Source organism: Sphingosinithalassobacter tenebrarum (genome assembly GCF_011057975.1).
Classification (GTDB): domain Bacteria; phylum Pseudomonadota; class Alphaproteobacteria; order Sphingomonadales; family Sphingomonadaceae; genus Sphingomonas; species Sphingomonas tenebrarum.
This window is the reverse complement of the sequence record NZ_CP049109.1, coordinates 1,922,399-1,941,103: the sequence shown is the minus strand read 5'-3', so window position 1 is coordinate 1,941,103 and position 18,705 is coordinate 1,922,399. Positions and strand designations below refer to the sequence as shown.

Below are 18,705 nucleotides of genomic sequence, written 5' to 3'. Positions count from 1 at the left end.
AAGAAGGCGCCCCTTTCGGAGCGCCTTCCGGCCACGGCGTGGCATGCACCCGGCCGCCCCCCGACGGCCCGGCACGAGGGATCAGAACTTGATCCGGGTACCGAACTTCACGGTCGAGCCGTACTGCTCGAACTGCAGCAGCCGCTGGCCGCCCATGAAGTTCTGATAGGCGAAATATTCGGCGTCGGTGATGTTGATCCATTCGCCGAAGAGCTGGATGTTGTCCGTCACCCAGACCTTGCCGGTAAGGTCGAGCTGGAAGTGATCGTCAACATACCGGTCGGTTTCCGCCTCATCGCCCAGTTCGTCGAGATAGCGGTCACGATAGGTGCCCGAAAGCCGCAGCGACACCGGACCCTTTTCATAACCGATCACCGCGTTGAAGGTGTGCTTCGACGAGGACGGCAGCATGATCTCGCGCGGATCGGTGATGTCGCCGTCGGTCGGCACCGTGCCGGTCGCATCGGTGTAGGTGTAGTTGATCTGGGTCAGCAGCCCGTCGAACGGCGCGGGCAGGAAGCTGTAGACCTGGCTATAGCTGAATTCGAACCCGTAGATTTCGCCGCTGTCGCCGTTGAGCGGAATCGTCGCTTCGTCATAAGCCAGGCCCAGATAGCTGCCCGGCGTATCGTAATTGACGTCGACGATGAAGTTCGAGACGTCCTTGTAGAAGAAGCCGGCGCTGATGCCGCCCGTCTGGCTGAAATAATATTCGGCGGACAGGTCGAGATTCCACGCCTTGTACGGCACCAGATCGGGGTTGCCGAATTCGCCTTCGCGCTCGTCATCGTCATTGACTTCGACCGCGAAGCGCGGCGCGAGCTTGGACAGTTTCGGGCGGACCAGGCTGCGCGAACCGGCGGCGCGCAGGATCAGGCCGTCGGTGGCTTCCCAGCGGATGGTGAGGCTGGGCAGCCAGTCGCCATAATCGCGATCATATTCGCGCTGGCCGATCACGACGGTATCGTCGCTCGCGATCGAGCCGTCGGGCAGCGTCGCGTCTTCTTCGTACAGCTCGACAATGTTGCCGCGGATGTAGTTCGACGTGTGCTCATAGCGAACACCGCCGATCACGCGCAGGAAGGTGCTGTCGTAGCGCGCGAGCAGGTATCCGGCCATCACGTCCTCGTCGACGCGGTAATCCTCGACCGCCGAATCGAAGACGCTGTCGATATCCTGCAGCTCGAAATCACCGAAATTGTCGAAGAAATAGTCGCGCGATCCGGTGTAGCTGCCGACCGGACCGATATCCTGGATACGATAGGTCTGGGTGCCCAGCGCATCGGCGAGCGTCATCGCGTCGTTTTCGTAGAATGCGACCGTCTTGTTATATTCCTTGGTCCGCCAGCGGCCCTTGAAGCCGCCCTGCACGGTCACTTCTCCGCCCCCGGTATAGAAGCTGCGGCCGAGATCGAAACGCGCCGCATATTCCTCGTCCTGCGCGTCGGAGAGCGCGACATATTCGATGTCGTTGAGCTCATAGCCGGCCGGATCGAGGAAATCGGCGGTGTTGCCGCTCGCGGTGAAGATCGGGCGCATCGGATCCGAATAGTCGAATGCGATGGTTAGGCCGTCGCCATCGAAATCGCGCTCGAACTGGGTGGGATCGAGCGAACCGTCTTCACGCTCGGACGATTTGGCCCAGCTTGCCGAATATTCGGCGTGCCAGCCATCGGTGTCGGTTTCGCCGCCGAAGACGATCGAGCGGATCTTCTGCGATTCCCAACGATCCTTGATGTCGCGCTCGACCGTGAATTCCTCATCATTGTCGCTGAACGTCACGCCATTGGCGGTGATGCTGCTCGCCGCATCGAAATCGCCGAGGTCGAAGGTCGTGCGACGGCGATATTCCTGATCGTCGAACTGGCTGTAAATGCCGCGCAGATAGAGCGTGGTGGTGTCGCTCAGTCGCGCATCAAACCCCAGCGAGGCGCTCAGGCGTTCGCGCTCGACGTCATAATCACGATACTGGACTTCCTGCGCGTAGATGCCGCCATTATCCCCTTCGACCCAGTCGTCGGCTTCGATATTGTCGGTTTCGAAGGTGCGGCGATAATAGGAAATGCCACCCGCGACGCCGAAATTGTCGGTCAGGCGCGTGGCGAAATCGAAGCTGCCCTTGGGGCTCACTTCATTGGCATAGTCGTTGTAACTGCCTTCGAGCTTGACCGAATAGAGGTCGCGGCGGCGATCGAATGCGCTGACGGTGTTGATCTCGATCGAGGCGCCGATCGTGTCGGCGTCCATGTCCGGCGTCAGCGACTTCTTCACTTCGATCGATTCGATGATGTCGCTCGAAATCACGTCGAGCGCGACCGAGCGGACGTCCGATTCGGGTGCCGGCAGGCGGACACCGTTGAGCGAGCTGCTGTTGAGCTCGGGATCGAGGCCGCGGACCGACACGAAACGCCCTTCGCCCTGATCGTTGAGCACGTTGACGCCCGGCAGGCGGCGCAGCGATTCGGCGACGTTCTGATCGGGAAACTGGCCGATCGCGTCGCGCGTGATGACGCTGGAAACGCCGTCGGCGGCACGCTTGCGCTGGAGCGCGCTGAACAGATTGGCCTGCTGGCCGATGACGAGAATCTCGCTGTCGGCGCCCATCACGATATCGGTGTTGAGCACACCGGTCTCGGGGACGGTGATCCGCGCCTCATAGACGGGCGAGCCCTGATAGCGCGCGCGCAGCGTATAGGTGCCCGGCGCAACGTCGCCGAAGCTGAACCGGCCCTGCGAATCGGCCTGGGTGGTGATGCCCAGCTCGACAATGGTGACTTCGGCGCCCTGCAGCGCGGCGGTGCCGCTGGCGTCGGTGACCGTGCCGGTCACGTCGTTCGCCGGGCTCGCGCCGTCATTCGCCCAGGCCGCCGCCGGCGTCGCCAGCAGCATCGCACCGGCGAGCAGCCGCGACCGAATTCCGAAACTAGAGATCATTTGCTTCCCCCTGTATGTGTGCGGCGCGCTTCGCAGTCGACCGTTTCCGGGGGATGAAGAAATTATGACACTTGCGTTACGATGCAGCCATGCAACAGGTCTGGCGATGTTCCTGCTGGCGGGATGCGCGGGCAGCGAGCGTCCGGCGACGATCCTGCCGGCGGTCGAGGTTCCCGTATCGGGAGAAACCACGCCCGTTGGTTCGGATCCAACGCAGGACGCAGCCGATGATCCCGCGATCTGGGCTGCACCCGAAGCCGCAGACGCAAGCTTCCAGGGCAATCCGGTCGACGCGCTGATCCTGGGAACCGACAAGAAGGCGGGTCTCTATGTCTATGGGATGGACGGGAATTCGCTTCAGTTCCTGCCCGACGGGCTGCTAAACAATGTCGATCTGGTGCCCGATGGCGCGGGGTTCGTCGCCGCCGCGTCGGATCGCGGGCGGATGGGCGTTGCGCTCTATCGCTACGCCGGATCGGGCGAAGTCTTCCCCGCCGGATTCATCGCCTCCGACGTCGTCGAACCCTATGGCTTCTGCATGGGCATGTGGGACGGCAAGATCATTGCAGTGCTGGTCGCCAAGGATGGTGACGTGCGCATCTATGCGCTGACCGGCAGCGGCACCGAAATGGGCGGTACCGAAATCGATCGATTCGCCGTCGGATCGCAATCCGAAGGCTGCGCGATCGATGAGGCTGCGGGCGACCTCTATATCGGCGAGGAGGAAGTCGGGCTGTGGCGCTACCGGCTGGGTGACACGGCGAATCGCACGCTGATCGAACCGACCGAAGGCGACAAGCTGATCACCGATGTCGAGGGCGTGACGGTGCTGGTCGATGGCGACACGCGCTATCTGCTGGTGTCGAGCCAGGGCGACAGCGCCTTCGCCGTATGGCGGCTGGACGGCGAAACGCCGGTCTATCTGAACCGCTTTCGCGTTGTTGCGGCTAATGGCGTTGACGGCGTCAGCGGAACCGACGGCATCGATGCGCTGGGCGGCGCGGCGGGCCCCTTCCCCCGCGGTCTGGTTGTCACGCAGGACGACGACAACGAAGGACAATCCCAGAATTTCAAGCTGATAGACTGGCGCGCGATTCTGGCTGCCGTGGAACCCTGAGCCGTGCCGGGCGTTGGCCATCGAACGTTCACCAAACAGAGGGAATGCTGATGAAACGCACCATGTTGCTTCCGATCGCCGCCGCCGTATCGATGACCGGCCTGGCCGCCTGCAGCGAAAATGCGCAGGAGCAGACCGAACAGGCGGCCGACGCCGTGGGCCAGGACATCGAAACCACGACCGAAGGCGCGGCCGGTGAAGCGGGTGAGGCGTTCGACGACGCCGGTGCGGCGATCGACGAAGGTGTCGATGAAACCGGTGCGGCGATCGACAACGGCATGAACGAGGCCGGCAGCGAGCTTCAGGAAGAAGCCAACGACTGATCGCCTGCGATCACAGACGCGAACAGGCCGCGAAAGCCCGCCGCCCGGCGCCGCTTTCGCGGCCTGTTTCACATCCGTCGAAGAAATGGTCGGGGAGACAGGATTCGAACCTGCGACCCTCTGCTCCCAAAGCAGCGAATAAACCCAAGAAATCAAACTGTTACGCGTAAACCACAGTCATTTTTGGCATAATGAAATCAATGGCTTGCGAAAGCCGTGTAAACTACTCCGTATCCGGGCAGGCCGCGCGAAGCCGCGCATTGTGCGTGAAAATCTCGGTCACGGTGGCGTCGCTGTCGAACAAATTGCCCGGATCGTCGGCACCGGCGGCGGGCGCGGGGTTCATGCTCAAATAGCGGTCGCCCTGGCACCAGCTGCTAAGGTCCGGGGTCGGGGCGATATCGCTCGCAATTCGCGGGCGTTCGTGCCCACCGCATGCACTCAGCGTACCGCTCAGCACTGCGCTCGCCGCCGCGGCGCAAATCATCTTCCGCATCGTTCGCCTTTCCAAGTTGCTCGAGGGTCTTCTGTCCGCCCGCGCGCGCCGCTTCGGTCGCGCCGGCATCGGCCGCGCGATCCAGCGCGCTGTCGAACCATGCGGCGGCGATCAGCACCGCCGCCGCGATCAGCGCCGCGACGATCGCGATCCACGCCCCGCGCGCCAGCCCCAGCGCGCCCTTTGCTGCAAGCCAGCTCATGCCGTGCCCTTCCATGCCTTGATGACGCTCGCCAGCGCCTGCCCGCCAAACAGGAACGCGACCAGCAGATAGAGATAGCCGGGATAGGCCCGCAGCAGCGCGGCCATCGCCTTCGCCATCGCGATGCCGCGCCCCGGAACGATTGCTTCGACAATGCCGACCAGCAGCGCGCCCAGCCCCATCGTGACGATCCCCAGCGCCCACAGCAGCGCCGGCCGCGCGAGCCGGATCAGCGCCGCCTGCCATCCCGGCACGCCCTCGGTTTCCCAAACCGGATGCTGCGCATTGCCCTCGGGATGATTGTCGGTCACGCAACCCCCACTCGGTTGGCAAGCCAGCCGAACACGAAGTCCTCATTGGGCTGGCGATTGCGCGCAAGGTCGAGATACCGCGCGCCCTGAGAGCAGTTCAGCCCCTTGAGCATGACCGACTCCCCGCCCCTGCCACGCTTGCCGATGAAGGCGCGGTATGCCGCCAGCGTGACCGGGCCGATGTCGCCATCCTCAGCAATGTCGGGATAGTCGCGACCCCGCCGGTTAAGCGCGTTCAACCACTGCTGAAACCAGAGCGCAGGGACCGACGGCCCCATATTTACGCCCGTGTCGAACAGTTCTTCGCCGATCACCGGGCTGATTCGGGCCACTGCTGCAAAGCCCGGTTCGATGGCATATTCCTGCCGGTAGATCGCGACGGCGGTGTCTCGGGGAAGTTCACGCATGTCGCCGCGATAGCCATGCTTGCGCGCGACGCGCTCGATGATGCCCCACATTGTCTTGCCGCCGCGATCGGAGGGGTGATCGCTGTAGCGCCCTTCCTTTCCGATGGTGGCTTCGATCATGCTTTCGATGCTCATTTCGTGAACCTCTTCTTGAGCCATTCGCCAAGGTCGAAGCTTTCGACGGCGCGCAGCACGCTCTTGGCGATCGTCATGCCGAGGAAGCCGATCAGCATCCCGACAAGTCCGGCGTCGTTCGCGTCGCCGACGAAAAACCGGGAAATCCACGGCATCGCCATGAGTACCTTGATCGCGAACGGCGTGAAGTAGAACGCGCAGACCGCGCCGCAGAAAACCAGCCACATGGTCCGAACGAACGACGTCTCAGGGCGGAAATAGAGCAGCACCACCGCACCGCACGCTCCCGCAACAGCTATTTTCGCGTTAGCAAACCACGCAGGATGGACAGGAGGCGTATCCATCTATCGGCCCCGATCGCCCATGCGACGAACGCCGCGAAACCGACGGCGGAAACTGCTAACGCGCTGCCCCATCCCATCGAGCCACCCCCCTGCGACAATGCACTGTGCGAGCATGCATCCGTTTACGAAAAGCGCATACAGCCCCCAATCTCCTTGGCCCATTGTCGCCGAATATGTCAGATGCGCGGGCATCGTCGCTAGCGAGATGATACCCACCCGCCATGCACGATGGTTCGCGCGATCGGTTGTGAACCTCACCAGGCCGATGGCGAAAATGACTATGTTGATCGTGGCATATGTCAGGACGTGCGTGCTCCTGCTGACATCGGCCATCGTTACCGCCGCCGAGGCAACCCAGTACAGAAGCAGCGCGTGCCGCATCCAGTGGCCCCGCCCAAAAAAGAAGGCGGGGATCACGGCTGCGCCGGTAATCATGATGCCGACGTCAAAAAGGCGGGCGGGATCGAGCGTCATGCCGATCACCCGAACGGCGGCTCAGGAGGATTGGGCGGCGGGTTCTTCGGCGCCATCATCGACGCAATGAACGTCGCCGAAAGGCCAGCGTCTTCACCGCATTCGCCCAGCATATCAGACGCCGCGTCATGCGCCGCCCACCATGCCGCGTCCGCATTGTCGAACATCGTTTGCAGCGATGCCGGTGCGCCGTTAGAAACAGCCGATGCGATGGCTGCCCCAAGCAACGTCATGTTGGTGTGCCCGGCGCCGATCTTCGAATGAACGTTCGTCACGTGGTCTTCGAGTGTCATTTTATGCTCCTTCAAATCAGCGCAGCGGTGCGCGCCAGGTTTATTAGTTCGTCGGGAATGAGTGCCCCCATGCGCGGCCCACCGACCGCCTCGGAGGGGTGCAGGACGTTGCCCTCAGCGTCGAGGTAATCGTCGAGATTCAGAGTGTTCCACCCCAAGCGCCCACGCAGGTCGATCACCGGGAACCCGTATTTATAGGCCACTGCGGTCAGGGCTGCGCAATAATCCTCGATCCGCAGACCTTCGGCGTTGGTATAAGGATCAACCCAGCTCGTGCGGGCATCCCAGCGGCCAAGTGGCGGGGTCATCCACACAATCAATTGGCCCGAGCTGAAGCGTGCGAGCAGCTTTGTGGCAACAGTTTCCAGAGCGCCGTAGTAGGTACTAGTGTCAAAACTTGTGGCCGCAATGGGGGTTATAGAGCCAAGCGGCTCCGACTGCCCCATGTCGTTGGTTCCACCCATGAAAAGAATAACATCAGCGCCAGTCGGGATCGCGTTTATGCGCGAATCCTGCACCATTGGATCGAACGACGAAACGCCGCCAGTGCCAACGGTAGAGCCGCCGACCCCGCAATTTGTGTGCGTCCCAAACTCCAATGCCTCAATGACCTTGGGTTGCCACCGGCCCTGCCCCGTGATGCTGTCTCCGAATGTAGCGAGATGCAGCCCGGAAAAACCGTTCTGCGCAACGAGTATCCTGCCGATTGCCTTTTTGTTAAAAATGATCGGGGCGCTGGTCCTGCCGGAAATGCCAACGCGCGTGGTGTTCGTCGGCGTTGTATAGATGGTGTTAGGATCGGTCTGCGTCACAGAGCCGTTTACGCCCTGCGCGGCGGCGCTGATCTGGTCTCCGGCCGCGTCATAATAGTGGATGGCGTAATAGCCCTCTGCAGGGCCGATATCGGTCGAAACTGTAAAAGTCTCACCGCCACCGATGTCGAAAAAGGCATATCGGTCGGATGCGCCGACGGTCTGAATGTCACCGCCTGCCGCGATGTAATAGCCATCTGCGGCAATCTTAGGGGTCTGTGTAACCATGCTCGAAATCCCGTCCCGGATTTCGGCAACATCGGCGGCCGTCGAAAGTGGCGCGTCGGTCAGGAACTCGATTTCAATGTCATGGGTGTTATACCCGTCCACACCAATGGACCGGGCACTGGCCGGGATTTCGAAAACCTCATCCCTGTAATTCGCCCCGGCCTCGCCATCGACGCGGGAAAGATAGCTTGATGCCCCGGTGTCCGAATACCAGCTGATCAGCTGGACCGACGACAAGGCGCCGTGGAAATCAGTGCCGATGCGAACACGCGTAGCACCGTCCGGGATCGGAGCGGTGGCATAGCGATAGCTTGACGCGCTCTGCGCAGCGCCGGACCTGTCGAGGTAACTGTCTTCTACCTGCGTAATATCTCCGGCAGCCCATGCGTTAAGCCGCATGTTCGCGAGGGCCGATGATGCGGTATTTTCCGCGATCGCAGGCTCTGCCGCGTCCAGCCGCGTTTCATGATCGGCGACGTCGAGCGCCAGCGCGCGCGCCGATGATTTCGAGCAACTGTCCTCAGTGATCGGTCGCGCCAGCGTGCCGGAGAACACCCCTGCTGCGCAAACCGCAAACGCACCGCTGCCGGCGCTCCGGGTGGTGCGGATCAGCAGCCGGTCAGTGCTGCCATTGGGGGTCAGCGCCCCGAGGCTTATTTCCTGGGCGGCGTCATTTCCCACAACGGCGGTGGTGGCAGTGCTCGTCTGCGGAGATGACGATGTGCGCGATTGCGCATAGACACTTACGGTCGTGCCAGACTCGACCCACAACTGCACCGATATGGCATGTGCCTTTCCGACTTCCAGCGCAAGATCCGAAAGCTGTGCGGTGATATCTATAGTGTTGCCGGCTTCAGTCTTGACCGCCGAATTACCAAAGGCGGAAAGGGTGTCATCCCACGATACCTCTGGCGTCCCGCCGTACACAAATGCGCGCGATACGCTGGGGTTATCCAGGTACATCGTGGTCGCGGCGGTCGGATATTTTGCCTTGAGCGCCACGAAAAGCGCATCATCCCATAGATTTTGAGAGCTGCTGTCCGGCAGCGCGGCTACATCGCTGCGCTCCGCAGCCGTCATTACTTTGGCGTCGGATGTCTCCCCCACCTGATCGGCATCGACCACCTTGAACGCCCCGCCGGGCACCAGCTTGCTGGGAACACGCGCCATCAGATAACCTCCACGGGAACAGTGCCGGTCAGCTTTTCGGGGGAGCGCAGCACGATGTAATCAAGTGTCGCGCCGGCAGCGGTCGTGACGCTCACGGTCGTTTTCACCGGCTCTTCATCGAACCCGAAAATCTTGTACGATGCCGGATCGCCCAGCGCGGCGGGATAGGCGAAAAAGATGTACTTGCCCGGATCGGCGCCGCCATCGACGCTCAGCGACTTGCCCCGCGCATTGCTCAGCTCGCTTGAGGCCAGCCCCACCACGCCCGCGCTATCGAGCGTCGCGCTGTCCGACGCGCCCCAGAAGCGCCGGTTGAAAAAGGTGATGCTGGCCGACGCGCTGGCGCTGTTGTCGGTTCCGGCAGGCGCGGCGCCATCGGTCACCGCGAGCGTGTAGCTCTTGTCGGCCGTGACGCCGGTGTCCCCGGTCGATCCGTTGCCCGGCGTGACGGCATCGCCGTTGAGCGTCTGCGCCGTCACGTTGCCGGTAACGGTATAGCTGACCGTCGGGTTCACGCTGGCGCCGATCTCGGCCGTCGCCGGCGACACCGAAAGCGCCGTGATCGCAGGACTGGTGTAGAGGAGCTTGTCGAGCGCGTCGGATATGGTTCCGCCGTCATAGGCGCGCAGCAATGCAAGCACTTCGGAATCCGTGGCGTCGGATGCCACCGGCACTCCGTCTATCTCCCCGGTTCGGCGCGCGACGTCGGCGAAACTTTCGCCGCGCAACCCCTTGCTTTCGACACGAAACGTCATGCGCCAGGACCTTTTTCAACGTTGAATTGATATGCCTCGATCGCGTGCACGGTGTCGGCGGGCTCGGTCGCGTAAAGCACGCCGTGCAGCGTGAAATCGCCCGTCGTATCGGCCACGCCGGCCAGCGTCGCCGGTGCGATCCTGATCGAATATTCCCCGTCCGCGGCATCGATCGGCCACATGCCGTCCGCCGTCACATCGGCCGCATCGCCCAGATCGATGTCGGCTGCGGTCCCCGCCTGGCGGCGCAGTTCGAGCGCAAAGCTCCACCCCGTGATATCGACGCGGACGTTATTGTAGAAAAGCGCGAAGCTGCCTTCGAATCCGGCCTCCTCGCGCACCGAAATGATGCGCGTTTCCATGCAATACCCTTCGATTTGCGAAGCTATTCGATCTTCCACCAGGGCGGCGCGCCGGGTTCCCCGTCGACATCGCCGCCGCCCGATACGGGCGTCTGAATGAATCCGACGAAATGGCGATAGGGGTGCGCGGGCGATGGCCCGGCATCGGCGGCGGTGGCATAGGCGGCATAAGTCACGCTGCCCCCGGCGCGTGCCGCGTCCTCATACCCGACATAATAACCGGTTTCGAAGCTCAGTCCCGTGATCGACCCGGCATCAACAGAAACGTCCTTGTCGGGATAACGCCGGGTATGCGCCCCGATCGAAACATCCGCCGTCGCGTCGCTGGCGCTCAACGCCGCGCCCACCGGATAGCTGTTGATGACCAGATTTGCCGTTTCGCCGTTCGCCGGCATCGTCACCGGCCCCAGGATAAGCCGCTCGCTCGCCACACCCGCGCCATAGCGAAACGAAACCGCCCCTTCGTAATCGGTCAGCGGCGCCAGCCCGGAAATCATCTGCACCGTCGTCGAAACCGGCGCCAGCACCGCGCGCTCCCAATTCTCGTCCTCCGTCGCGCCCGCATCGTAAACGCGAACCTCGAACTGGATCTGCGCCGCATAGGGATCGTCCACCGCGCCGGTGAACGCAGCCGCAGGCACGGATTGCCCGCCCTCGCCCTCGCTGGTCGCGCTCAGCGCCCAGCTCCCGCTCTCCGGCGCGGCATATTGATCCGGCGGCGTCTGCGCTTCCGCCGTGGTGCCGTCCGCGATTTCGTCCGCCGTCGACCAGATGAATACGTTCGCCGCGATCTCGCGCAGCGCCAGCGTATTCTGCCATTTCTGATCGAGCGAATAGCTTTCGATGCGGAAAACCACACGCGCGCCCTTCAGATATCGCGCCGATGTCCAGCCGATCCAGTCGCCTTCCTCGAGATGCGCGAAACGCGGCCCGAGCACGATTTTCCCGGTCTTCAGAAGCCGGCCAAGCCTTCTGATTATTTCGGCGACACGCTGCGCCTGCGTTCCCGAGGTCACGAAACGAAGCGTCGGTGTCGCCAGCCGCTGCCCGGCATCGGCTGTCACGTCCGCGCTCACACGGCGAACGGGACAGCCGTGATCGGCCCATTTCTGATCCGGTTCGACATAGCGCGCAGCGACCGTATTCACCCATTGCTGGTCGGCCTCTCCGCGATAATCCTCGAATTCACGCGCCGTCCCGACAATCAGATCATCGTCGGTTATTTCCGCCACAACCGGTTTTGCCATGCCGGGATCGACACCGATTCCGCCTTCCGGCTGTATGACAACACCGCCCATTGCGGCGGCGAATGCTTCCTCGACTTCGCCGAAACTCTCCGCAGCGGAAACCACACCGCTGGCGCGATAGCGTTTTTCGCTGCCGCCCGCTGCCAGCGCCACATCTTCGTCGCACACATTGGCGGCCGCGATCACGCTGTCCGCCGGGATCTGTTCCGGTGCCAGGCCGCGCCCGATCAGCAGCTGATCCGGCTGATCCACGCGATTGCAGGCGTAAATGCCGCGATCGTAGTTATCGCGGCAGATTTCGGCATTGTCGGTCCATTCCCACGTCGACGGATCATTCCAGCGATGCAGTCCGCTGCCGCCGGCCACCGTCGAATCCTTGCGCAGATCGTACAGTTTTGCACCCCGAAGCACGAACAGGAATGTCGGACGCGTCGGCAGTTCCGGCGCCTTTTCGTCTGAAGAGTCCGCCTTGTACGCCACCACCATGCGGCAGAGCCCGCGACCGCGATCGTCGGCGCTCCACCCACCATGATCGACCAGGATCGAAGGAACCGTCTGACTCTCGGTTCCAGGAAGGAACCACATCCACAACTGACCCTCTCCGACCGCCGGTTGCGTTCCGTTTCCAGGCCAGGCGAAATATTTGTCGTCCAGCCAATATCCCTCGATCGCGTCGCACTCGTGATCGGCCAGGTCGATCACCAGCACTTCCCAGTCCGTCTTGCTCTTGCCACCGTAATTGAATGCATCGGCCAGGTCGCCTGCGGTCGCCGCGCGGCCGAAAATCGCCTTGCGCGGCGTTTCGCCGATCTTGATTCGCAGTTCCTGTGCCTGCCGCGACGGGCTATTGCGCAGCAGCGCGCTGGCGCCGAGCGAAAACAGCGTGCTGGCAATCGCCGCGCCCAGCGGCCCGCCCAGAATATATCCGCCGGCGGCGGCGGCGATCTGCCCGACCGTGATTGCGACTGTCTTTACGAAATCGCTCACGGTTCGGCGCTCCACGCCATCGCCATCGCGCGCCGCGGGGCGCGGACATGGCCGGTTTCACCCGGCCCCACCAGAGTCATGCCCTCGACCACCATCAGCAGCAGCCCAAATTTCGGACACACCACGCCCGCGATATCGCCGCGCATCGCCATTGCGGGCGCGATCGGCGTCAACCGCGCGCTGACCGCCGCTTCCATCCCGCCCATCCGCGTCAGCACGCGCATCGCGCCCGTCGCGCTGCGCCAACGCGGCACGCCGCGCAGCGGATCGGTGCCGAACTGCGCCGCCACCGCCGCAGCGGCGTGGCGGACGCAATCGTTCGACGTCCAGTCGACAGGCATGCAGCTCCGCTCCGCCAGAAAGGCGGTCAGGGCGTCGACATCGCGCGCCATCGCTTCAGCCGAGCGCCTGTCCTGCGCGCCGCGGAACCGAACCGCCCCAGTACAGCGTCTTTTCGCCTGCGAAGCTGACGCGCGAAAGCCCGCCGTCATCGGCGTCGATCAGCCGCTGATCGGCATCCGTCCGCATCCGCCCGCTCCGTCTTCCGTGTCCGCGCGCCGCGCCTTCGGCGATCAGCGATACAGTCGCGGTGCCCCCCGCCGTTTCCGAACGCGGCAACCGGTCGACTCGCCCGCGCTGAAAAATATGCGCGTCGAGCAGAACCGTGCCACTGGCATCGAAAATCAATCGCCACGCCGTCACCGGCGCCCGCTGCACTTCCGATGCGTCGATCAGCGCCAGCGCCTCCGGGTCGATACCCGACAGCGTGTAAGTGATGCTCTGTGCCGCCGATCCCAGCGCCGCCGCCGTCGCACGCACCAGCGAACGATGACCCAGCCCGGTGAAGGGATTCCCCGCGCCGCGCAACAGATCGCTTTCCAGCGATCCCTCGCCGCTCCACACGCGGATCGGATCGGCACAGGCGATTTCCAGAGCCCCGCCATCACGCGCCGTTCCCGCCGCGATCGCCGCCGTCGCGGCCGCGCTGAATATCTTCACGGCCGCAAATCCTGCACCGCCGCGATCGTCCCGCCCGCCACCGCCAGGCGCCGGTCGATCGCGCCGACGCGCCGATCGGCGGGAACGAAGCGCATCACGCACCCCGGACGATCCAGATGCGCAATGGCGGTGGCCGGAACCGCCAGCGAAACCGCCGGCTGCACCGGAACGGTCACCACGCCGGACGCATTCGCGAACCACATGCCTTCGTCCACGCGCACCAGCGCCCGCCGGTCGTATGTTCCGGCATCAGCGCCCGCCGAATCCCATTTGAACCCGACATAATCGCCCGTCTGCAGGATCATGCCGGAAGGCAATCCCTCCAGCGTCAGTTGCGGCTCGCCTTCGCCGTCGATCGATTGCGACCAGTCCGATGCCGCGCCGGTGAACGGGCCGCTGCCGTCCGCCTGCGTCATCGCCGCAAAGCCCTGAAGCACATATTTGAGCGGATAGGGCCGCGCCAGATCGCGCGCGACGAAGCTGCGCCGCGATGTCGCCACCCGCGCGGCCCATGCCCGCCAGATATCGGACGTGCGCGCGCCCATCTTTCCCAACTGCCACTCCGCCGCCCATAAATCGCTTCCCGCCGCGATCGCGCCCCCGCGCCCGCCCGCCTCCGGCGACAGGAAATCCACTGTCTGCGGCTCGAAATACTGCAGAGCCGCACCACGCACCGGCATCGTGTCCAGCGGCGTCACGGGTCAGCGCAGCCCCAGCACGCCGTTGATGCGCTGCTGCGCGTCGGCAACAGCCTCGACGGCGCGATATTCGATCGTCCCGTTCATTTCGCGCACCGCAGCCTCCAGTCGCGCTACAGCCGCCGAATCGGCGCCCCGAGCATCGATGTAAAATGTCGGCCCCGGCGCCGATCCCTGATCGTTCGTGGCCAGCATCCGCCGCGTGTCGGCGGCGGTATGAATGCGCGTTCCCGCCGGGAAGCGGGCAAGCTCGGGGCCATGCTCGCCGGTCAGCGCAAGTCCGCCGGGAAAATCCAGCGTGCCGGGCGCGAAACCCGCGATCATCGAACCGATGCTTGCGATCCCCCCGCTGGCGCCGCCCGCGCCGCCGCCCGACGATCCGCCGATGCCCAGCAGCGACCCGATATTGCCCAGCGTCGGCAGCGAATCGTCGCCGTTGATCAAGTTCTTGAACGGGTTGAGCAGCGCCAGCTTGATCAGCTCGGCACGGATCATCGCCAGCACGTCCATCCCCAACTGGCCCCAATTGTCCCATTGCTGCGGGTCGAGCACGGTGTCGGCGAATTCCTCGCCGAACCGGCGCGCTTCGCGCCAGGCGTCTTCCTGCCGCTTGATCGCGTCGTACATGTCGGCGATCGCGTCATGCTGCCGCAGGATCAGGTGATATTCCGCGTCCGCCGCCGTGATCCCGTCCGCGCGCAGCGACTGGATCAGCCGCAACTGATCCACCGCCCGCGCGCGTTCGTCATTGCCCGCGCGCACCAGCGAAAGCTCGAGCGTCGCCATCTCGGCGGCATCGCTCTGCCGCGCCAGATAATCCCGCACCCGCTGGTCGCGCTGCCGCGCTTCCTCGGCGGCGTCGGTGATCGCCTGCTGTTCCGCCGCCGCGCGCCCGCCGTTGCGAATGGCATCGATCCCGATCGCCGCGCCCAGATTGTCCGCCGCAGCGCGACGGCCCCAGTCGCGCGCCGTATCACCTGTGATCAGGCCCGCCCGCGTCAGCGCCGCGATCTTCTCCAGTTCCTCGCGATAGGCGCGCGCAGCCGCCGCGACGGGATCGTATTTCTGCTCGAGCGAGGTCAGGTCCTGCACCAGCTCGCGCGCGGACTTCGCGGCCGCGCGTTCTGCCGCCCGCGCTTCGCGCTCCGCCGCCCGGCCCGCGCGGGCTGATTCGCGCTCGGCTTCCTGCGCCGCCTTGATTTCTTCGTCGCGCCGCCGCTGCAGAGCCGCCAGTTGCGCGCGATAGAGCTGTTCGCTCATTCCTCCCGCGACAAACCGGTCTTCCAGCGACGCCTGCGCCCGCTCGTACCGCAGCGTTGCCGCCGCTGCCGCATCGGTGGCCGCTGCAACTTCGCGGCGGGTGATCGGGATCTGCGCTTCGCGCAGCAGCTTCCGCGCCGTCGCGATGCCTTCCTCCGCAGCCGTAACCTGTGCGTCAAATCGGTGTACCAGCAAGCCGGACGCCACCACGCCGCCTTCGCCCTCCATCGGGTTTTGTGCCGCAAGAGTCGATCGCGCGTTTTCCAGATTTGCCTTGGCCTGCTCCCGCGCGGCGATCGCCGCGGTCAGCGCGCCTTTCGCATTGGCATAGGCCTGTTGTTCGGCCGCGAAACCGACCTGAATCTGCTTGCGCTGCGCCTGTTCCAGTTCCTTGACGGCGGAAATCAGCTCATTGACCGACATTTTCTGCCAGTCGATGGCCTGACTCAGATCATTGGTCTGCGCTTCCGCTTCTTTCGACCGCCCGATGAAGGTTGAAAGCAGCAGCGCTCCAGCGGTGAAGGCAAGCCCCCAGGGGCCTATCATCACGCGCGCGGCCTTGCCGGCAGTTCCTTCCATGAAGGCAAAGGCGCCCGCAGCCTGCGTAGTTTGAATCGTCAAGGCCTGCAGAATATTCTGCCCCATCGACGCCTGAATGAACACGTCCTGGAAGCTGTAACTCACCTGCGTCATGGCACTGCGCATTTGCCGCGTGCTGACGCTTGCCTGCCGCCGCACTGCATTCACTTGTTCGCCCACGATCGCTTCCCGGCGCAGCGATTGCACATATTCCTCGCTCGCCCCGGTTGCGAGCATATATGCCTTCACATCGGCATCCGCCGAAGCCTTCCGCGCCGCCTGAATCCGCCGTTCGTCGGCGGCAAGCCGCTCCGCCTTCCGATCCGCCGCCGCGATCGCCCGGTTCGCGCTCTTCTCTTCCTCGCTGCCGACGGCGTGGACGGCATTGACCACCTGGTCGCCGCCCTCCACGCCCATGCGATAGAGAAGATTGGCAGTCGCTCCGGCCATTCCGATCGCTTTCCTTATTCCTGCGCCGCTTCGGGCGTGTCCGGCTGATCCCCATCATCCGCCCGCATCGCCGCGATCAGCACCGCCTCGACCCCCGGCAGCACATCCGCCAGCAACCCGCCGTCCGCGCCCATCTGGCGCCCCATTTCAAGCACCGCCCCGAAATCCATCGCATAGGCGCCACCAAAACCCGCGCGCAGCTGGCGCGAGCAGGCGGTGATTACGCTCCAGACGGTTTCGCCTTCGTCGCTCTGCGGCGCGTGGAGGCGGTACGGGCATTCCGCGCACCGCCCTTTTTGCGCGGCGCTGCACGGTTCGTACCGGCAATATTGTTCTCCGGCATCGCCCCCGCCCCAATGCCATTCGGCGAGGGCGACGATCCGTTTTTTTCCGCGTCCACGGCAAGCACCGGAACCACCAGCCTGGCATAGGCGGCGGTGAACAGCGCATCGTCGGCCAGGAACATTTCCCAGCTCGCGTCGCCGATCGGCACTTTCCGGCCCTGGGGATCGGCCAGCCCGCGCCAGTCGCTCACCCGCGCCCGGATCATCGCCGCGCCATAGGCTTCACCGATCGCAGTCTTGCGCTCGAAATCCTCGATTTCGTTCGCCACGCCTTCCCCGGCTTCCGGTTCGCCGCCACCGTCCGCATCCTGCGCGATCGATGCCAGCGCCTTGCGCCGGATCGCCCGCGTCGCCGGGTGCGCCAGCACTTCCACCGCCACCCGCTTCCCTTCCGCCGGGATCAGCGTGATCCACTCGGGCTCACTGCTCTGCATCCGATAGAGCGTCATCAGTAGCTCGCCACATCGTTGATCAGCGTCGCCGTCACCATCGCTTCGCTGCTCGGCTTCGCCGCCAGCACGTTCGCGGTGAACTGCAGCCCGCGCGGCCCTTCCGTCGGACGCTTGAACCGGGGAAGGAACAGCCGCGGCGTCGCGATCGCCAGCGAATTGGCGCCCTTCGTCCAGCGCCGCGTGACGCTCACCGGCTCGCCCGCCGTCGCCGCGTCGAACAGCACATGATCGGCGAACCGCATCACCAGATTGCCGCCCGCCATCGCCATGCCCGGATCCGCGCCGCCGATCAGGCCGTCGGGCCGCACATCTTCCAGCACGTCCAGATTGTTCGAATAGCTGAATTCGGCGGACACGACATTCGCCAGCGTTTCGCCGGCGAGCTGCACTTCGCCCCGCGCCTGCACGAACCGCTGCAGCGCGCGCTGCGTCGGCGACGTCGCCAGGCTGCTGGCGCTCGGGTCCGTTTCCTGCTGCGCCACCATGCCCAGCACGGCGTTGAGCAGCCCGCTCCGCTGATGCGAAATCCGCAGCGTGTTTGCCATCACGCCCAGATGCGGATGATAGGGCTTGGCAAGCTCGGGATGCGCCACCTCGAGCGCGGCCGAGGGCAGCGCATAGCTGCCGCTGGTGAAGACATGCGACATCGTTCCGCCGGTCAGCGTGGCGCCGGTCACCGTGGCGTTGCTGGTCGCCGACGCCGCAAGCGTGAAATCATTCCCCGCCAGCCCCGCAGTGTCGTGCGTCACGGTGACGCCCGTCGCCGTCCCCGCGTAGGTCGCTTCCGCCACGTCCGGGTCGGCCGATGCGTTCAGCGCGGCCGCGACCGCCGTCATCGTCGCCTCCAGGTCGGCGCCGATATTCACTTCGTCGCCGCTCGCGCCCGACGAACGGAAGGTGAAGGTGACGCCGTTGACCGTGATCGTCGATCCCGTCGACGGCTGATCCGAAAACGTCCACCCGCCGCTCGCATAGCCGCTCGCCGTCGTCGTCGGCGCGCCGAAGAACAGCTTGAGCCAGAAACCGAAACTGCGCACATCCACCGGCACGGTCAGATCGCCGGTCGCATTGTGCGGCCCCAGGATCGGATCGAACGGCTCGCGCCCCTGACCAAGGCTGTCGTCTTCGATCAGCGCATTTTCGCCGCTCAGCGCCGACGAAACGAACGGAAGCTGATTCCACTCGGTTTCGGCGGGCGCCACGCCGTAACTGCTCTCGATCTTGCCGACCAGCAGCGCATTCGCACCCCGCGCACGTCCCATAACCATTCTCCTTCAGAATTTCACGCAAGCCCGCCACCATTCGGTTCGAGCGAAGTCGGGAACC

At 64.3% G+C, this 18,705-nt stretch carries 21 protein-coding genes; 2 read left to right on the top strand and 19 right to left on the bottom strand.

Features of this window, described 5'->3' with window-relative positions; all coding sequences use genetic code 11:
• Window positions 1–81: 81 nt before the first annotated feature.
• A complete protein-coding gene (locus tag G5C33_RS09630) occupies window positions 82–2,934 on the bottom strand; it encodes a TonB-dependent receptor (RefSeq protein WP_165327011.1) in 2,853 nt (950 codons plus the stop codon).
• Between the two features lie 106 nt (window positions 2,935–3,040).
• Between G5C33_RS09630 and G5C33_RS09625 the strand changes: the two genes are divergently transcribed.
• Window positions 3,041–4,051 (top strand): phytase, encoded by a 1,011-nt coding sequence (locus tag G5C33_RS09625; protein WP_165327010.1) that lies wholly within the window; start codon window positions 3,041–3,043, stop codon window positions 4,049–4,051.
• A gap of 50 nt (window positions 4,052–4,101) precedes the next feature.
• Entirely contained in the window at window positions 4,102–4,374 is a 273-nt protein-coding gene (locus G5C33_RS09620) for a hypothetical protein (RefSeq protein WP_165327009.1), read from the top strand.
• 223 nt (window positions 4,375–4,597) lie between these two features.
• On the opposite strand, the gene G5C33_RS19430 is transcribed toward G5C33_RS09620, so the two are convergent.
• Genes G5C33_RS19430 through G5C33_RS09535 form a run of 18 tightly spaced genes read right to left on the bottom strand, consistent with a single transcriptional unit; the run spans window position 4,598 to window position 18,641 of the window.
• Entirely contained in the window at window positions 4,598–4,720 is a 123-nt protein-coding gene (locus tag G5C33_RS19430) for a hypothetical protein (RefSeq protein ID WP_266095898.1), read from the bottom strand.
• A gap of 31 nt (window positions 4,721–4,751) precedes the next feature.
• A complete protein-coding gene (locus G5C33_RS09615) occupies window positions 4,752–5,072 on the bottom strand; it encodes a hypothetical protein (RefSeq protein WP_165327008.1) in 321 nt (106 codons plus the stop codon).
• The gene (locus G5C33_RS09610; protein ID WP_165327007.1) at window positions 5,069–5,383 is read right to left on the bottom strand and encodes a hypothetical protein; all 315 of its coding nucleotides are present in this window, start codon (window positions 5,381–5,383) and stop codon (window positions 5,069–5,071) included. The genes G5C33_RS09615 and G5C33_RS09610 overlap by 4 nt, the downstream gene beginning before the upstream one ends.
• Window positions 5,380–5,925: a glycoside hydrolase family 108 protein gene (locus tag G5C33_RS09605; protein WP_165327006.1), complete on the bottom strand. Its 546-nt coding sequence runs from the start codon at window positions 5,923–5,925 to the stop codon at window positions 5,380–5,382. Before G5C33_RS09605 ends, G5C33_RS09610 begins: the two co-directional genes overlap by 4 nt.
• Window positions 5,922–6,269, bottom strand: a complete 348-nt coding sequence (locus G5C33_RS09600) for a hypothetical protein (protein WP_165327005.1) — start codon at window positions 6,267–6,269, stop codon at window positions 5,922–5,924. Before G5C33_RS09600 ends, G5C33_RS09605 begins: the two co-directional genes overlap by 4 nt.
• On the bottom strand, window positions 6,270–6,743 hold the full coding sequence (locus tag G5C33_RS09595) for a hypothetical protein (RefSeq protein ID WP_165327004.1): 474 nt from the start codon (window positions 6,741–6,743) through the stop codon (window positions 6,270–6,272).
• 5 nt (window positions 6,744–6,748) lie between these two features.
• Window positions 6,749–7,036: a hypothetical protein gene (locus G5C33_RS09590; protein ID WP_165327003.1), complete on the bottom strand. Its 288-nt coding sequence runs from the start codon at window positions 7,034–7,036 to the stop codon at window positions 6,749–6,751.
• Between the two features lie 11 nt (window positions 7,037–7,047).
• Window positions 7,048–9,246 carry an SGNH/GDSL hydrolase family protein gene (locus G5C33_RS09585; protein WP_165327002.1) on the bottom strand — a complete coding sequence of 733 codons (2,199 nt, stop codon included), beginning with the start codon at window positions 9,244–9,246 and terminating at the stop codon, window positions 7,048–7,050.
• Window positions 9,246–10,001: a hypothetical protein gene (locus G5C33_RS09580; RefSeq protein WP_165327001.1), complete on the bottom strand. Its 756-nt coding sequence runs from the start codon at window positions 9,999–10,001 to the stop codon at window positions 9,246–9,248. Before G5C33_RS09580 ends, G5C33_RS09585 begins: the two co-directional genes overlap by 1 nt.
• A complete protein-coding gene (locus tag G5C33_RS09575) occupies window positions 9,998–10,363 on the bottom strand; it encodes a hypothetical protein (protein ID WP_165327000.1) in 366 nt (121 codons plus the stop codon). The genes G5C33_RS09580 and G5C33_RS09575 overlap by 4 nt, the downstream gene beginning before the upstream one ends.
• A 23-nt stretch (window positions 10,364–10,386) precedes the next feature.
• Window positions 10,387–12,597, bottom strand: a complete 2,211-nt coding sequence (locus G5C33_RS09570; protein ID WP_165326999.1) for a phage tail protein — start codon at window positions 12,595–12,597, stop codon at window positions 10,387–10,389.
• On the bottom strand, window positions 12,594–12,989 hold the full coding sequence (locus G5C33_RS09565; protein ID WP_165326998.1) for a DUF6950 family protein: 396 nt from the start codon (window positions 12,987–12,989) through the stop codon (window positions 12,594–12,596). The genes G5C33_RS09570 and G5C33_RS09565 overlap by 4 nt, the downstream gene beginning before the upstream one ends.
• Window positions 12,990–12,993: 4 nt before the next feature.
• Window positions 12,994–13,596 carry a hypothetical protein gene (locus tag G5C33_RS09560; protein WP_165326997.1) on the bottom strand — a complete coding sequence of 201 codons (603 nt, stop codon included), beginning with the start codon at window positions 13,594–13,596 and terminating at the stop codon, window positions 12,994–12,996.
• Entirely contained in the window at window positions 13,593–14,294 is a 702-nt protein-coding gene (locus G5C33_RS09555) for a hypothetical protein (RefSeq protein WP_165326996.1), read from the bottom strand. The genes G5C33_RS09560 and G5C33_RS09555 overlap by 4 nt, the downstream gene beginning before the upstream one ends.
• Before the next feature lie 3 nt (window positions 14,295–14,297).
• Window positions 14,298–16,583: a hypothetical protein gene (locus G5C33_RS09550; RefSeq protein ID WP_165326995.1), complete on the bottom strand. Its 2,286-nt coding sequence runs from the start codon at window positions 16,581–16,583 to the stop codon at window positions 14,298–14,300.
• Window positions 16,584–16,597: 14 nt separating this feature from the next.
• Window positions 16,598–16,783, bottom strand: coding sequence for a DUF7697 family protein (locus G5C33_RS09545; protein WP_456114998.1), 186 nt, complete (start codon window positions 16,781–16,783; stop codon window positions 16,598–16,600).
• A 20-nt stretch (window positions 16,784–16,803) separates the two neighbouring features.
• A complete protein-coding gene (locus tag G5C33_RS09540; RefSeq protein WP_165326994.1) occupies window positions 16,804–17,376 on the bottom strand; it encodes a hypothetical protein in 573 nt (190 codons plus the stop codon).
• The gene (locus G5C33_RS09535; RefSeq protein WP_165326993.1) at window positions 17,376–18,641 is read right to left on the bottom strand and encodes a phage tail tube protein; all 1,266 of its coding nucleotides are present in this window, start codon (window positions 18,639–18,641) and stop codon (window positions 17,376–17,378) included. The genes G5C33_RS09540 and G5C33_RS09535 overlap by 1 nt, the downstream gene beginning before the upstream one ends.
• Window positions 18,642–18,705: the final 64 nt, after the last annotated feature.

Coding starts and splice junctions, on each gene's coding strand:
- G5C33_RS09630 (WP_165327011.1), bottom strand. CDS start 2,934: ATGATCTCTAGTTTCGGAATTCGGTCGCGGCTGCTCGCCGGTGCGATG.
- G5C33_RS09625 (WP_165327010.1), top strand. CDS start 3,041: ATGTTCCTGCTGGCGGGATGCGCGGGCAGCGAGCGTCCGGCGACGATC.
- G5C33_RS09620 (WP_165327009.1), top strand. CDS start 4,102: ATGAAACGCACCATGTTGCTTCCGATCGCCGCCGCCGTATCGATGACC.
- G5C33_RS19430 (WP_266095898.1), bottom strand. CDS start 4,720: ATGAACCCCGCGCCCGCCGCCGGTGCCGACGATCCGGGCAATTTGTTC.
- G5C33_RS09615 (WP_165327008.1), bottom strand. CDS start 5,072: ATGAGCTGGCTTGCAGCAAAGGGCGCGCTGGGGCTGGCGCGCGGGGCG.
- G5C33_RS09605 (WP_165327006.1), bottom strand. CDS start 5,925: ATGAGCATCGAAAGCATGATCGAAGCCACCATCGGAAAGGAAGGGCGC.
- G5C33_RS09600 (WP_165327005.1), bottom strand. CDS start 6,269: ATGGATACGCCTCCTGTCCATCCTGCGTGGTTTGCTAACGCGAAAATA.
- G5C33_RS09595 (WP_165327004.1), bottom strand. CDS start 6,743: ATGACGCTCGATCCCGCCCGCCTTTTTGACGTCGGCATCATGATTACC.
- G5C33_RS09590 (WP_165327003.1), bottom strand. CDS start 7,036: ATGACACTCGAAGACCACGTGACGAACGTTCATTCGAAGATCGGCGCC.
- G5C33_RS09585 (WP_165327002.1), bottom strand. CDS start 9,246: ATGGCGCGTGTTCCCAGCAAGCTGGTGCCCGGCGGGGCGTTCAAGGTG.
- G5C33_RS09580 (WP_165327001.1), bottom strand. CDS start 10,001: ATGACGTTTCGTGTCGAAAGCAAGGGGTTGCGCGGCGAAAGTTTCGCC.
- G5C33_RS09575 (WP_165327000.1), bottom strand. CDS start 10,363: ATGGAAACGCGCATCATTTCGGTGCGCGAGGAGGCCGGATTCGAAGGC.
- G5C33_RS09565 (WP_165326998.1), bottom strand. CDS start 12,989: ATGGCGCGCGATGTCGACGCCCTGACCGCCTTTCTGGCGGAGCGGAGC.
- G5C33_RS09550 (WP_165326995.1), bottom strand. CDS start 16,583: ATGGCCGGAGCGACTGCCAATCTTCTCTATCGCATGGGCGTGGAGGGC.
- G5C33_RS09540 (WP_165326994.1), bottom strand. CDS start 17,376: ATGACGCTCTATCGGATGCAGAGCAGTGAGCCCGAGTGGATCACGCTG.
- G5C33_RS09535 (WP_165326993.1), bottom strand. CDS start 18,641: ATGGGACGTGCGCGGGGTGCGAATGCGCTGCTGGTCGGCAAGATCGAG.